This window comes from Massilia sp. Mn16-1_5 (genome assembly GCF_004798585.1).
Taxonomy (GTDB): Bacteria; Pseudomonadota; Gammaproteobacteria; order Burkholderiales; family Burkholderiaceae_D; genus Telluria.
In genome coordinates, this window is the sequence record NZ_PPXQ01000019.1 from 90,809 (window position 1) to 104,467 (window position 13,659).

The 13,659-nt window shown below is 61.9% G+C and carries 10 protein-coding genes and 2 tRNA genes; 7 read left to right on the forward strand and 5 right to left on the reverse strand.

What is annotated here, in order from left to right; genetic code table 11:
• Nucleotides 1–3: 3 nt before the first annotated feature.
• Entirely contained in the window at nucleotides 4–969 is a 966-nt protein-coding gene (gene trxB, locus C2862_RS20840) for a thioredoxin-disulfide reductase (RefSeq protein WP_136222202.1), read from the reverse strand.
• 194 nt (nucleotides 970–1,163) lie between these two features.
• On the opposite strand from trxB, the gene C2862_RS20845 reads away from it, so the two are divergent.
• The 4 genes from C2862_RS20845 (at nucleotide 1,164) to C2862_RS20860 (ending at nucleotide 6,473) form a co-directional block, all read left to right on the forward strand.
• Nucleotides 1,164–3,665 (forward strand): DNA translocase FtsK, encoded by a 2,502-nt coding sequence (locus tag C2862_RS20845; RefSeq protein ID WP_136222204.1) that lies wholly within the window; start codon nucleotides 1,164–1,166, stop codon nucleotides 3,663–3,665.
• A gap of 116 nt (nucleotides 3,666–3,781) precedes the next feature.
• Complete coding sequence (gene lolA / locus C2862_RS20850; RefSeq protein WP_136222205.1) at nucleotides 3,782–4,414, forward strand: outer membrane lipoprotein chaperone LolA; 633 nt, start codon at nucleotides 3,782–3,784, stop codon at nucleotides 4,412–4,414.
• Nucleotides 4,415–4,448: 34 nt separating this feature from the next.
• Nucleotides 4,449–5,078, forward strand: a complete 630-nt coding sequence (locus C2862_RS20855; protein ID WP_136222207.1) for an energy transducer TonB — start codon at nucleotides 4,449–4,451, stop codon at nucleotides 5,076–5,078.
• Nucleotides 5,079–5,171: 93 nt separating this feature from the next.
• A complete protein-coding gene (locus C2862_RS20860; protein WP_136222209.1) occupies nucleotides 5,172–6,473 on the forward strand; it encodes a replication-associated recombination protein A in 1,302 nt (433 codons plus the stop codon).
• Between the two features lie 26 nt (nucleotides 6,474–6,499).
• Here the strand turns inward: C2862_RS20860 and C2862_RS20865 are convergent, their stop codons facing one another.
• A complete protein-coding gene (locus C2862_RS20865) occupies nucleotides 6,500–7,666 on the reverse strand; it encodes a hypothetical protein (protein ID WP_136222211.1) in 1,167 nt (388 codons plus the stop codon).
• A gap of 211 nt (nucleotides 7,667–7,877) precedes the next feature.
• Here C2862_RS20865 and serS point away from each other — a divergent pair, with 211 nt between their 5' ends.
• The 3 genes from serS to C2862_RS20880 all read left to right on the forward strand — a co-directional run bounded on the left by serS (nucleotide 7,878) and on the right by C2862_RS20880 (nucleotide 9,765).
• Nucleotides 7,878–9,173, forward strand: coding sequence for a serine--tRNA ligase (serS, locus tag C2862_RS20870; RefSeq protein ID WP_136222213.1), 1,296 nt, complete (start codon nucleotides 7,878–7,880; stop codon nucleotides 9,171–9,173).
• 79 nt (nucleotides 9,174–9,252) lie between these two features.
• Nucleotides 9,253–9,342: transfer RNA gene (locus C2862_RS20875), tRNA-Ser, on the forward strand.
• A gap of 333 nt (nucleotides 9,343–9,675) precedes the next feature.
• A tRNA-Ser gene (locus tag C2862_RS20880) sits at nucleotides 9,676–9,765 on the forward strand.
• A 141-nt stretch (nucleotides 9,766–9,906) separates the two neighbouring features.
• On the opposite strand, the gene C2862_RS20885 is transcribed toward C2862_RS20880, so the two are convergent.
• The 3 genes from C2862_RS20885 to C2862_RS20895 all read right to left on the reverse strand — a co-directional run bounded on the left by C2862_RS20885 (nucleotide 9,907) and on the right by C2862_RS20895 (nucleotide 13,616).
• Nucleotides 9,907–11,709 (reverse strand): hypothetical protein, encoded by a 1,803-nt coding sequence (locus tag C2862_RS20885; RefSeq protein WP_136222215.1) that lies wholly within the window; start codon nucleotides 11,707–11,709, stop codon nucleotides 9,907–9,909.
• 233 nt (nucleotides 11,710–11,942) lie between these two features.
• Entirely contained in the window at nucleotides 11,943–12,383 is a 441-nt protein-coding gene (locus tag C2862_RS20890) for a thioesterase family protein (protein ID WP_136222217.1), read from the reverse strand.
• 18 nt (nucleotides 12,384–12,401) lie between these two features.
• Nucleotides 12,402–13,616 carry a PepSY domain-containing protein gene (locus tag C2862_RS20895; RefSeq protein WP_136222219.1) on the reverse strand — a complete coding sequence of 405 codons (1,215 nt, stop codon included), beginning with the start codon at nucleotides 13,614–13,616 and terminating at the stop codon, nucleotides 12,402–12,404.
• Between the last annotated feature and the right edge of the window lie 43 nt (nucleotides 13,617–13,659).

Genomic DNA, 13,659 nt, shown 5'->3' on the forward strand with positions numbered 1-13,659 from the left:
GATTTACTTCTGGTCGTCTTCCAGCGCTTCCAGGTAGCGCTGGGCGTCGAGCGCGGCCATGCAGCCGGTGCCCGAGCTGGTGATCGCCTGGCGGTAGATGTGGTCCTGGACGTCGCCGGCCGCGAACACGCCCGGCACGCTGGTGGCGGTCGCCATGCCTTCGGTACCGCTGCGGGTCTTGATGTAGCCGTTGTGCATCTCGAGCTGGCCTTCGAAGATCATCGTGTTCGGCTTGTGGCCGATCGCCACGAACAGGCCGTGCACGGTCAGGTCCTTGGTCGAATTGTCGGCGGTGGAACGGATCTTCAGGCCGGTCACGCCGCTGTTGTCGCCCACGACTTCGTCCAGGGTGTGGTTCAGTTCCAACACAATTTTGCCTTCCTTGACCTTGTGCATCAGGCGGTCGACCAGGATCGGCTCGGCGCGGAACTTGTCGCGGCGGTGGATCAGGGTGACTTTCGAGGCGATGCCGGCCAGGTACAGGGCTTCCTCGACCGCGGTATTGCCGCCGCCGATGACCGCCACTTCCTGGTTACGGTAGAAGAAGCCGTCGCAGGTCGCGCAGGCCGAGACGCCGCGGCCCATGAAGGCCTGTTCCGATTCCAGGCCCAGGTACTGGGCCGAGGCGCCGGTGGCGATGATCAGGGCGTCGCAGGTGAACTCGTGCGAGTCGCCGACCAGGCGGATCGGCTTTTCGTTGAGGTAGGTCGTGTGGATGTGATCAAAGACGATCTCGGTATTGAAGCGTTCGGCGTGCTGCAGCAGGCGCGCCATCAGCTCCGGACCTTGCACGCCCAGCGGGTCGCCCGGCCAGTTCTCGACGTCGGTGGTCGTCATCAGCTGGCCGCCCTGTTCGACGCCGGTCACCAGCATCGGGCTCAGATTGGCGCGCGCGGCGTAGACGGCGGCGCTATAGCCGGCGGGACCGGAACCGAGGATCAGGACTTTGGCGTGTTTCTTAGTGGTCATGGGGAGCAAGGTAGTGAAGGTAAGAAATCGGAAACTGGGGGCGAAAGGGCCACAAATCAAGCGCAGTTTGCCGCCCTGGATGCAGCATGGATTATAGACGATGATGCGCACGAGCATGAATCATGGGCCGTGGACCGCTATATGGCTTAGAATGATCGGATTCCGCAAAGGCGAACCCATCCGCAGCCAGCAGCATGAGCAAGAAGAGTACCGCACAGTCCACGACACCCCCCCGTCATCCGGCCCCCAGGTCGCCGATGCCGCGCCGCCTCGCCCGTCTCCTCCTGGAGGCGCGCTGGATCGCCATGGCCGTCGCCTTCCTGTATTTCGTGATGATATTGCTGAGTTACAACAAGGCGGATCCGGGCTGGTCGCATGCGAACACCGTGTCCACTATCTCGAACCTGGGCGGCAAGGCCGGCGCCTGGCTGGCCGACCTGCTGCTGTTCATTTTCGGCTTCTCCGCATGGTGGTGGGGCGCCCTGTTCCTGCGCGCGGTCTGGCGCGGCTGGCGCAAGCTGACCGACAAGTCGCCGACCCCGGCGGAACCGGAACACCAGGACGAATTCATCGTCCGCTGGATCGGTTTTGGTTTGATGTTCGCCGGCAGCGTCGGCCTCGAATACCTGCGCATGTGGTCCTGGGACGTCGAATTGCCGCGCGCCCCGGGCGGGGTGCTGGGCCAGCTGCTCGGTCACGCCTCCCAGGTCGCCTTTGGCTTCACGGGCGCGACCCTGCTCCTGCTGCTGCTGTTCGGCCTGGGCTTCTCACTGTTCTTCCACGTTTCCTGGCTGGCCGTCGCCGAGCGCATCGGCGAGACGGTCGACACGAGCATCGACTGGTTCCGCATGCGTGTCGAGGACCGCGAAGACCGCCGCCAGGGCGAAGCCGCGGCCGTGCAGCGCGACGAAGCCGTGGTGAGCGAGCGGGCCAGGCAGATCGACAAGCCCGCGCAGGTGTCTACTCCGAAGCGGGCGGAACCGAAACTCGCGCCGGCGGACGAGGACGAAGACTTCGAGATGCCGGCCCCGGCACGGGTTGCACCTACCTTGGCCGCCCCGACGCCGCCGGCGCCGGCTGTTGCCTCCCAGACGATGGCTGCCGAGCCTGCTCCAATCAAGATCGAACCGCAGATGATGTCGGTGCCGAAGGGCGAGCGCGCCGTCAAGGAACAGCAGACCCCGCTGTTCCGCGACCTGCCGGGCGATTCGCCGCTGCCGCCGCTGTCGCTGCTGGACGAACCGCCGCCGGTGCAGGAGACGGTGGCCGTCGATACCCTCGAATTCACGAGCCGCCTGATCGAGAAGAAGCTGTCCGACTTCGGCGTCGAAGCCAAGGTCGTGGCCGCTTTCCCGGGTCCGGTCGTCACCCGCTACGAGATCGAGCCGGCCACCGGCGTGAAAGGCAGCCAGATCGTCAACCTGGCACGCGACCTGGCGCGTTCGCTGTCGCTCACGTCCATTCGCGTGGTCGAAACCATCCCCGGCAAGAACTACATGGCGCTGGAACTGCCGAATCCGAAGCGCCAGATCGTGCGCCTGACGGAAATCGTCGGCTCGAAAGTCTATAACGACAGCGCCTCGAACCTGACCGTGGCCCTGGGCAAGGACATCGCCGGCAAGCCGGTCATCGCCGACCTGGCCAAGATGCCGCACCTGCTGGTGGCCGGTACCACCGGTTCCGGTAAATCGGTGGGCATCAACGCGACCATCCTGTCGCTGCTCTACAAATCGGATCCGGCCGACGTGCGCCTGATCCTGATCGATCCGAAGATGCTGGAAATGTCGGTGTACGAGGGCATTCCGCACCTGCTGGCGCCGGTCGTGACCGACATGCGCCAGGCCGGCCACGCCCTGAACTGGGCCGTGAACGAGATGGAGCGCCGCTACAAGCTGATGTCGAAACTGGGCGTGCGTAACCTGGCCGGCTACAACGCCAAGATCATGGAAGCGGCCAAGCGCGAGGAGCACATCCCGAATCCGTTCTCGATCATGCCGGACAATCCGGAGCCGCTGGAAAAGCTGCCGACCATCGTCATCATCATCGACGAACTGGCCGACCTGATGATGGTCGTGGGTAAGAAGGTGGAAGAGCTGATCGCGCGTATCGCCCAGAAGGCGCGTGCGGCCGGCATTCACCTGATCCTGGCGACCCAGCGTCCGTCGGTCGACGTGATCACCGGCCTGATCAAGGCAAACATCCCGACCCGCATCGCGTTCCAGGTCAGCTCGAAGATCGACTCGCGCACCATTCTCGACCAGATGGGCGCGGAAACCCTGCTCGGCATGGGCGACATGCTCTACATGCCGCCCGGTACCGGCCTGCCGGTGCGCGTGCACGGCGCCTTCGTGTCGGACGACGAAGTGCATCGAGTTGTAAAACATCTTCAATCGCTGGGCGAGCCGAATTACATTGAAGGCATCCTGGAAGGCGGCACGCTGGAAGAGGGCAACGGTGGTGGTGGCGACGCGATGGCCGGCGAAGGCGGCGGCGAGTCCGACGCCATGTACGACCAGGCCGTGGCCGTGGTGCTGAAGAACCGCCGCGCCTCGATCTCGCTGGTCCAGCGCCACCTGCGCATCGGCTACAACCGCGCCGCCCGCCTGCTCGAGCAGATGGAGCAAAGCGGCGTCGTCTCGCCAATGCAAAGCAACGGCAACCGCGACATCCTCGTGCCGGCCACCCAGGCTGAATAAGCGGTTTTTGGTGCGGCTGTTGGCTTCCGCACCGACTAATGACCGTTGCGCACCGTAGGTGGGCATGCCCACGCGTTTTCGTGCTGATGCCCACTGCACACTGAAAAAGGACCCAAATGATCGCTAAAAAGAACATCGCCACCCTGATCGCCACCATCACCCTGGCCCTGTCCGGCGCCGCCCACGCAAGCGCCCTCGACCAGTTCAAATCCTTCGTCGCCACCACCAAATCGGCCAAGGGCGAATTCACCCAGCAACAGCAACGCAAATCCCAGACCGGCAAGATCTCCCCGGTCTCCAGCGGCAACTTCGTCTTCGCCCGTCCCGGCAAGTTTATCTGGAACTATACCAAGCCCTACGACCAGCTGCTGCAGGCCGACGGCGACTCGCTCTACATCTACGACAAGGACCTGAATCAGGTCACGGTCAAAAAACTCGGCAACGCCCTCGGCTCTTCGCCGGCCGCCATCCTGTTCGGCAGCAATGACCTGGAAAAGAACTTCACCCTGTCCGAAGCGGGCACCCGCGATGGCCTGGAATGGCTGAACGCCGTGCCGAAGGCCAAGGACACGACCTTCGAACAGATCAGCATCGGCCTGAAGAACGGCACGCCTGAAGCGATGGAGCTGAAAGACACTTTTGGTCAAACTTCTGTATTAAAATTTACAAGTTTCCAGCGGAATCCTTCGCTTGGCGCCCAGCAGTTCAAATTCGAGATTCCGAAAGGCGCCGAGGTCAACAACCAATAAACAAAGGTTCGGTTCGAGCAAACAATTGTTTGGCGTGGCGGCAGCGTTGCTGCTGGTAATGGCAGGGCCCGACAGTGCGGCCCAGGACAAACCGAACGTCGTGCGCATGCCCAAGGCGCTCTCGTGCGAGCAGCCGGAATGGGAAAAGGAAGCGAGGCGCTACGAACTCGAGGGCAAGTCGATTGTTATGTTCGACCTTGACGATGAAGGCCGGCCGATCAATCCGCGCACCATGCGCAGCAGCGGGTGGAAAATACTCGACGTGATGTCGGAGCGGGCCGTGGCGACATGCCGCTATGCGCCGCCCTCGGAGGCGGAGCCCAAGCGCTCCGGCCTGGTTCTCGCGTTCAACTGGAAGCTGGCGCCACGTCAGGCGGTCACCGTTCCTGCCGCGCTGGTTGCCGGGTCGTGTCCGGTCTCGGAGCGCTACGCCGGATTTCGTCCGTTGCCCGAAGATGTAACAGGCAGCAAAGGCACACTGGTGCGCTTCCTGCTCGATTCTTCCGGCAAGCCCTTCGACCTGCGGGTAGAAGCAGCCGATCCGCCCGAATCCCGGCAGGCGGCCGAGGCATACATCGCCTCTTGCCGCTTCACTCCCGAAACCAGGAACGCGGTCCCGGAGCGCGGCAGCATGCGCGGCCGGCTCATCCCCAGGGACGCGTAAGGGCGGCTGTCGCGGGGCGCATCGGCTACACTATCCGCATGCACAACAACTCACGCACCAACATGTCCGTCGCACGCGCCCGGGAGCCTCGCCGTGGATGACCTCTTCAAGAACGAACCCGCCGCCCCCCTGGCCGAAGCCCTGCGCCCGCGCACCATCGACGAAGTCATCGGCCAGAGCCATCTGCTCGGCCCCGGCAAGCCGCTCAACCTCGTCTTCAAGTCCGGCAAGCCGCACTCGATGATCCTGTGGGGCCCGCCCGGTGTCGGCAAGACCACGCTGGCGCGCCTGACGGCCTACGCCTTCGATTGCGAATTCATCGCGCTTTCCGCCGTGCTGTCGGGCGTGAAGGACATCCGCGCCGCCGTCGAGCAGGCCGAGCAGTACCTGGCACGCGGCAAGCACACGATCCTGTTCATCGACGAGATCCACCGTTTCAATAAATCGCAGCAGGACGCCTTGCTGCCCTTCGTCGAATCCGGGCTGGTGACGCTGATCGGCGCGACCACCGAAAATCCTTCGTTCGAGGTGAACTCGGCGCTGCTGTCGCGCTCCCAGGTCTACGTGCTGAAGGCCTTGAGCGACGACGAGATGCGCCAGCTCTTGAAGCGCGCCCAGGAGCGCGTGCTCGCCCACCTGAAATTCGACGAGATCGCGATCAGCACCCTGATCGGCTACGCCGACGGCGATGCGCGCCGCTTCCTGAACCTGCTCGAGCAGACCAAGACCTCGGCCGAGACGAGCGGCATCACGACGATCACCGGCGAATTCGTCGACAACGCGCTGACCCTGAATTCGCGCCGCTTCGACAAGGGCGGCGACAATTTCTACGACCAGATCTCGGCCCTGCACAAGTCGGTGCGCGGCTCGCATCCGGACGCAGCCCTGTACTGGCTATGCCGCATGCTCGACGGCGGGGCCGATGCGAAGTACCTGTCGCGCCGCATCGTGCGCATGGCCTGGGAAGACATCGGCCTGGCCGACCCGCGCGCCATGCAGATCGCAAACGACGCGGCGACGACCTACGAACGTCTCGGCTCGCCGGAAGGCGAGCTGGCGCTCGGCCAGGCCGTCGTCTACCTCGCGATCGCCGCGAAGAGCAATGCCGGCTACAACGCCTTCAACGCGGCGATGGCTTTCGTTCGCAAGGACAAGTCGCGCGAAGTGCCGGTGCATCTGCGTAACGCCCCGACCAAGCTCATGAAGGAGCTCGGCTACGGCCACGAGTACCGCTACGCCCACGACGAGCCGAACGCCTATGCCGCCGGCGAAACCTATCTGCCCGAAGGTATGCCGGAGCCGCGCTGGTACCAGCCGGTGCCGCGCGGGGTGGAGAGCAAGATTGCGGAAAAGCTGGCCTTCCTGCGCCAGCTGGACGAGGACGCGCAGGGCTGACGCCGGCCGCGGCCAGCGTCATGCGCTTATTGCAGGCTGACCTTGCAGGTCGAGCGCGCCGTGCAGGCCCGCTGGCAGGCATACACGCCGTCCTTCGGTCCCTTCAGGCATTCGCCGAAGCACTGGCGTTCGGTGTTGCAGTTCAGGTCCTTGCCGTTCTGGGTCGGCAGCGGTGGCGCGGCGGAGGCTGTCGTTGCCGGCTTTGACGGGATGGAGCCGACCTGGCTCGCGGTTCTGTCGCCGCCGCCGGTTTGTGCGACCGTCAGCGCGGCCTGCTTGCGTGAGGCTTCCTGGCGCTGCCGGTTCGCCGCGTCCTGCCTCGCCTGCGATTCGGCCTTGCGCTGTGCTTCGGCTTCGGCCTTGCGCTGGGCCTGGGCGGCCTGCTGCTGCTCGTGTTGGCGTGCGATGTCGTACTGCCTTTGCGTCGCCTGGCGCGCGTTCTCCTGCGCCTGCTGGTATTGGCGCGCGGCAGCGTCGCGCTGCGCCTGGGCCTGGCTCTCGCGCCGGACCTCCGCTTGCGCGCGGATCTGGGCGGCCTGGGCGGCCTGCTGCTGGGCCACCTGGTTTGCCGCGCCGCTCAGCGTAGCCATCGCATTGCCGAAGGCGCGGGCAGTCGCCTCACTGGACGCGCGCTCGTCTTCCCGTCGCTGGCGCGCCTCTTCGGCCATCCTTTGATCGTGGAATGCAGCGGCCTGCAGTTCCTGGCGAAGGGCAGCTTCGCTGTATGGCTTCGTTTGCCACTCGTTGATGTACCGGTAGTCTTGCAGGAAATTCAGCCCGGCAGTGCTTTTCGACTCGAAGAGCCTGTCAAAACCACCCGCCGTATTCGGCGTGTAAGTAAGGCGCTGATCGTCGTCCCAGGTCTCGCAATGGATGACCAGTTTGTTCGCTCCCTGCATCACTGCACTAGCTGTGCGGCATCCGGACGGTTGGGCCACCACCTGCAGGACGCCCGGCTGCGCCGTATTGCGCAGCTTGAATCCATCGAACACATAAGTCAGGCCATTGTCTTCGCGCGTCGGTGTCCACGCCATGGCGCGCAGGATGTATTTCTTGTTGACGAGCTTGTTCAGGAATCCGAAGTCGGCGGATCCGGCTTGCCAGTTCGGCGCGGCCGGTGCCGGCGCGGGTTCGATCGCCGCGCAGGCCGACAGGAGACAGGCCATGGCCAAGTACGAGAGTTTTTTCAGCATGATTTCAAGGCGAATAAATAGAATTTCCAGAAGGTAACTATGAAGTATTCATGAGCCTGTATGAGCCGTCAATCGGCGTCGAAAGGCATGCGATGTCCTTACAACAATCGGCCTTGGACGCTGGGGTGCTGCTTTTTCGGAAACGCGCCGATAATCGTGAGCGGCTTGGTACAATTGCGTTTTCGACATACTGCTGGCCTGACCTCCACAAATGATAGACATCCAACTTCTCCGCAAAGACATCGACACCGTCGCCGCCCGCCTGGCCGCGCGCAAGTTCCAGCTCGACGTGGCCGGCTTCAATGCGCTCGAAGCCGAGCGCAAGGCGATCCAGACCCGCACCGAAGAGCTGCAAGGCAAGCGCAATTCGCTGTCGAAGCAGATCGGCATCCTGAAGGGCAAGGGAGAGGACACGGCCGGCGTGATGGCGGAAGTGGCGGGCCTGGGCGATGAGCTCAAGGCCAACGAAGCGAAGCTGGGCGAGGTCCAGGCGAAGATGGCCGACTTCATGGCCTCGATCCCGAACCTGCCGCACGAGTCGGTGCCCGCCGGTACGGACGAAAGCGGCAACGTCGAAGTGCGCAAGATCGGCACCCCGCCGACCTTCGATTTCGAGGTCAAGGACCACGTCGACATCGGCGAAAAGCTGGGCCTCGACTTCGATACCGCGACCAAGCTGACCGGTTCGCGCTTCTCGGTGATGAAGGGCGGCATCGCACGCCTGCACCGCGCGCTGGCCCAGTACATGCTCGACACCCACACCGACAAGCACGGCTACCTCGAGTGCTATACCCCGTACATGGTGAATGCCGACTCGCTGCGCGGCACCGGCCAGCTGCCGAAGTTCGAGGAAGACCTGTTCTCGGTGAAGAAGGGCGGCGCGGAAGGCGAGGGCGAGACCTTCTACCTGATCCCGACTTCGGAAGTGACGCTGACCAACGTGGTGCGTGACGAGATCGTGCCGCTGGACGCGCTGCCTTTGAAGATGACGGCGCACACGCCATGCTTCCGCTCGGAAGCCGGCAGCTACGGCCGCGACACCCGCGGCATGATCCGCCAGCACCAGTTCGACAAGGTCGAGATGGTCCAGATCGCCCATCCGGAAGCTTCGTATACGGCGCTGGACGAGATGGTCGGCCATGCCGAGTTCATCCTGCAGAGCCTGGGCCTGCCGTACCGTGTGATGCTGCTGTGCACCGGCGACATGGGCTTCGGCTCGGCCAAGACCTATGACCTGGAAGTGTGGCTGCCGGCGCAGAACACCTACCGCGAGATTTCCTCGCTGTCGAACATGGAAGCCTTCCAGGCCCGTCGCATGGGCGGCCGTTTCCGCAACGCCCAGAACAAGCCGGAACTGCTGCACACGCTGAACGGCTCGGGCCTGGCGGTGGGCCGCACGCTGGTCGCGGTGCTCGAGAACTACCAGCAGGCCGATGGCGGCGTCGTGATTCCGGAGGTGCTGCGTCCGTACATGGGCGGGCTCGAGCGTCTGTCGCCAGCAGCTTAAGCGCACGGGGTAAATAGCTCTTCCGTTTTCGCGGAGGGCTGCTATAATGTGGCCTCTCGCGACAAGCGACCGGTTACCTGGAGAGGTGGCAGAGTGGTCGAATGTACCTGACTCGAAATCAGGCGTACGTTAAATCGTACCGTGGGTTCGAATCCCACCCTCTCCGCCAATAAATAGAAAAGGACTCCCTCGGGAGTCCTTTTTTATTTGGTGGCGGAGAGGAGCAGGGCCCCTGCGGGCCCTGCGTGTGGGATTCGAAGACCCGCGCATACTTGCGCGGGGGCGGCCCGCGGCACGTGGGCGAATCCCACCCTCTCCGCCAGTAAATGAAAAAAGCTCCCTCTGGGAGCTTTTTCATTTACGGAAGGCTGGGCACTCGTGCCCAGCGGGACGCCGATTATTGTTGTCTCTAGTCTTGTATGCGTCGAACATCATTCCCTTGCACAACGTCAGTCCCGCCGCTATAATGCGAGCCTCTTGCAGCGACCGCAACACCGATTTAGGAGAGGTGGCAGAGTGGTCGAATGTACCTGACTCGAAATCAGGCGTACGCGCGAGCGTACCGTGGGTTCGAATCCCACCCTCTCCGCCAGTAGAAGAAAAAGGCTCCCCATGGGAGCCTTTTTTTTTGCTGTAGTAAAGTTTGAAGCAACGTTAGGTCGAGGTGCCGATAAAACTGTTCAGTGCACCTCTACCAAAACAGACTGAACAGCGTATGGTGTTCGTGCCAAGTCTAACGCATATCGGAGACTACACGAAACTTAGCCCCAACCGCTTGTGCGGCCAATTGTGCGCCGAACAGTAAACTTCGCAGTTGAATTGCTGCCGGACCGGTAGCATGACCAGAAGGAGTTTGATACTTAGATTTCAACACGTGCGGTTGTACCACTATCACTTGGTATTCACAATCTGCGGTTATCGTTCTCAATGCAGCAAGCATGGCAGTGCCTGTTGCTGCTGTCGACACTAGACCGGCGCTCCAAGGCTGATCCCAGACTCGCATGCCACCATGCTTGCCAATGCTAGTAGCGAGATCAGGAATTATGCTAGCTGAGCTCATGCGTCTCAGGTTTTTCATCGCCTGCGCTGTCACAACCTCATAAGCGCCCACGGATATCTTTCGACTTGCCTTATCGCTGTTCGCTCCCTTTACATGGATGAGAGTAATTCTCGGGACAGCAATTCCAGCAGCCGTGGGCAACTCTATGTGGATAAAGTCTGCAATTTCTCCAGAGCCATCGTCACAGTAAAGCCAGCATTGGCCAGTGGCGGGTTGCGCCAGCCCGAGTTGAGCTAGTCCATCTTTAAATACCCATTTGAACAGGCTTAAGTCAGCTACAGAACATATGTTCGCGATGGGTACCGATGCTCCAGGAGGTTTTTCCATGTCGACGCAGTACGCCGTCCCTGGAGCAAAATCACAGAACTCCAAGTTAAAAGGGCGATCTTGGACTATTGCTAGGCTGAGGCTAGCATGTGCTAACGTATGCCAGGTTTCGTAGTAAACCTTGATAAGCTCAGGGTCTGACGTTACTGTAGCAACTAGTTCAGCAAACGCCTTGGGGCATGAGCCAGAAAAGGTTAAAACGAGTCTGCCTGCGACGAAGTCTGGCTGAAGGATGAGGCTACACGTCGCTCCTGAAGTGGTATCCGTAATCAGGATCGGCACGTCCTTATTTGCAACGGAAGCCGTACCTAGTTCGATCTCAAAACGGTCTTTCAGGCCGGCCAATTTTCGTGCGCGGTGCTTTCCTTTAAGGGTATCGGGTTCTTCCCATTCAACGGCATAGGCAGGACCGACGCCGGTGAAGTCGAACACCCGTGTAGCTAGGCCGTGGTGCACGGTTGAGGACAAGGTCGAAAGGCTTGCTTGCGTCGCGACCAACACGTCAAGGACAGCCTTAGCAACGTCGCAACAGTCTCCCCAGTTCTTCGATGGGCGAAACCATAACCCACTTCGCTTCAAACTCACCCCTGCCTTGCTAGAGCGAACTGCTCCCGCAACGAAAGTAGAATCACCAAACGGATCAATAGCGTCTCTAAGGTCAGGCCCACTAATTATCTTGCTGTTCGGGCGAACTGTAACGTTCCGGTGGGTTCCTCCCAACCAAAGCGTCCTCAGGGTGCTTCCAGTTATGTAGGAATTGACGAGGGTTCGCTCGTCTGCGGGTTGCCAATTCTTGATCCTACCGTCATATAGAGCATCGTAAACCTCAGATTTGAGTTCAGCATCACTTACGTAGATGAGAGCGAATCGATCATATGCAAAGTACGCGACCAAATGGTTGAGCTGATCTTCAATCGTATTGCTGCCGCTCCAACTGGCGGGCCTTTTCTCCTTAGCGTGAAATGCATAGATCGATGTTATTCCAGCGTAGGTAGGAGTGGCTAAACTAGAGATCTTAATTTGGCCATTCAGTCCTGATAAAACGGCTTTCAAGTTGCGCTGTAGTAATTTATAGTCAGGAGCGGCTACTGTAGAGTAGGCAACGACAAAGCTAGCGTAAGGAGCAAGTGCGGAGACGGCTATGGACATCAGAAGTTATCGTTAGGGCGGTAACATATTTTGCCATAAACCAACCTATTAATTCTGAATGTTTCTCTTGTATCGAATGATATCCATTCGTGCCGGCTCTCGTAACCGCTGTGTCAACTATTATTTAACGATGCTGCGTTACTCGGCTGTTTTCGCTAGGCCGCGTTCAAATGACGATACAGTGGATTGTTTTATTGCTGAGCGAGTAGGAGGGGCAGTGGGATGTTGACGCATCACCTCACGCTCCTCGGCAGGACTCGGAAGTCCTCGGTCCTCGGCGTCGCCCTGAGCGGCCCCGCCAAGCCCTCCGGCGGCGCCGTCAGCTTCCGGTTCGCCAGGTCGAACCACCCGGCAGTGGATGTCACGCGCGCGCATAGGACGCCATCGCGAAAGAACTCGTTCCTCAGCATCATCCGGCTCGCATCCTCCGACAAGCCCGCAATGCTGAGCGTCACCTGCATCTCGTCGAGCAGCCGCACTTCGCGAAAATACTCGATCTCGTCCTTCATCACCACCGGCCCCAGCTTCAGGCGCACGAATTCCGACATCGGAAACCCGTGCTCGGCGAAATACATCATGCGCACGTCGGCCGACTTGTCCAGGTAAGCCGTGTTGCGCATGTGCGCATTGAAATCCATGTCGCCCCAGCCGGCGACCAGCGTCTTGGTGTACATCTCCATTCCCTCCATGAGTCAGGCGGCGATCGAATCCTGCGATGACGCCACTGTAGCGCGCCGGCGCGGTTTCGCCTTCGGCCGGCGGAACTTGATCCACATGACTAGCCCGGTCACGAAGAACACCAGCGGCATCAGGCCGACCAGGCTGATCAGTACCCGTCCGGCCGTGCCCAGGGCTTCGCCGGTATGCAGCGGGAACATCCACGACAGGAAACGGTCGCCCGGCCGCATCCGCAGCGGATCGACGACGCGCAAGACCGTGGCGTCGCCGGAATCGACCGTGATGCGGGTCGCGCCGTCGCCGTGGCGCCATTCTCCTGGCTGGCGCACGCGCACCTCGTAGGGCTGTCCGGCCTTGGCGGGGTAGTTCAGGCGCGAGACGCGGCCTTCCGGGAACAGGGCCTGGGCTGCCGCCAGCACGGCTTGCGGCGCGGCCGCGCCCGCATCCGGCGCGCTGCGGTTCGCCGGTTTGTCGTTGGGTGTCAAGGGGGACAGCGCGTTGACAGCCGGGGTGACCCAGGCCGGCATGTTGAAGTAAATCCCCGACACCGCCAGCAGCAGGAAGACCGGCGCACACCAGAAGCCTGCCGCACGGTGCAGCTGGAAGCTGAACTTTGGCCAGGAGGCGCCCAGGCGGAAGCTCAGGGCATGCCAGATCGCCGAGCGGGTCAGCTTGGGCCACCAGACGATGAGCCCGGTGATCGACAAGACCAGCAGCGCCACGCCCTCGACCGCCAGCACGACCTTGCCGCCGTCGCCCGCCAGCAGGTAGTGGTGCAGGTGGAACAAAGTCGGCAGCAGCTGCGGTCGGCTCAGGCCCGCTTCGCCCCAGCGCCGCTCGCCGAGGATCGCCAGGGTAGCCGGGTCGACCATCACCTGGCGCGTCACGCCCTGTTGCCAGATCGATGCGGTCTTGCCGGGACGGTACCAGGCAATGAAGACGTCGCCTGCGTGTTCCGGAAGCATCAGCATGTTGGGGCGGCCGTACCCCTCGCGTGCCGCCAGCATATCGCCGACATCGCCCACCAGCGCGGGCGCGACCCGCAGCGTCTCGCCCTGGCGGGTGTGCGGCGGCGGCGCGACCTGCAGCAGGCCGGGGTTGAGCAGGGCATCGAGTTCGTGACGCCAGCTGAGGATACTGCCGGTCAGGCCCTGCAGGACGAGCAGGGTACCGAATACGAGGCCGGCCCAGAGGTGCAGGGTCCGGATCAGGCTTTTGGTGGGTGACATCGGAATCGCTCGGTCAATACAGCTTGCTGTTACAAATAAGAAT

Excerpts from the sequence above, each read along its gene's own strand:
- trxB (WP_136222202.1), bottom strand. The coding sequence starts at position 969 with ATGACCACTAAGAAACACGCCAAAGTCCTGATCCTCGGTTCCGGTCCC.
- C2862_RS20845 (WP_136222204.1), top strand. The coding sequence starts at position 1,164 with ATGAGCAAGAAGAGTACCGCACAGTCCACGACACCCCCCCGTCATCCG.
- lolA (WP_136222205.1), top strand. The coding sequence starts at position 3,782 with ATGATCGCTAAAAAGAACATCGCCACCCTGATCGCCACCATCACCCTG.
- C2862_RS20865 (WP_136222211.1), bottom strand. The coding sequence starts at position 7,666 with ATGCTGAAAAAACTCTCGTACTTGGCCATGGCCTGTCTCCTGTCGGCC.
- serS (WP_136222213.1), top strand. The coding sequence starts at position 7,878 with ATGATAGACATCCAACTTCTCCGCAAAGACATCGACACCGTCGCCGCC.
- C2862_RS20885 (WP_136222215.1), bottom strand. The coding sequence starts at position 11,709 with ATGTCCATAGCCGTCTCCGCACTTGCTCCTTACGCTAGCTTTGTCGTT.
- C2862_RS20890 (WP_136222217.1), bottom strand. The coding sequence starts at position 12,383 with ATGTACACCAAGACGCTGGTCGCCGGCTGGGGCGACATGGATTTCAAT.
- C2862_RS20895 (WP_136222219.1), bottom strand. The coding sequence starts at position 13,616 with ATGTCACCCACCAAAAGCCTGATCCGGACCCTGCACCTCTGGGCCGGC.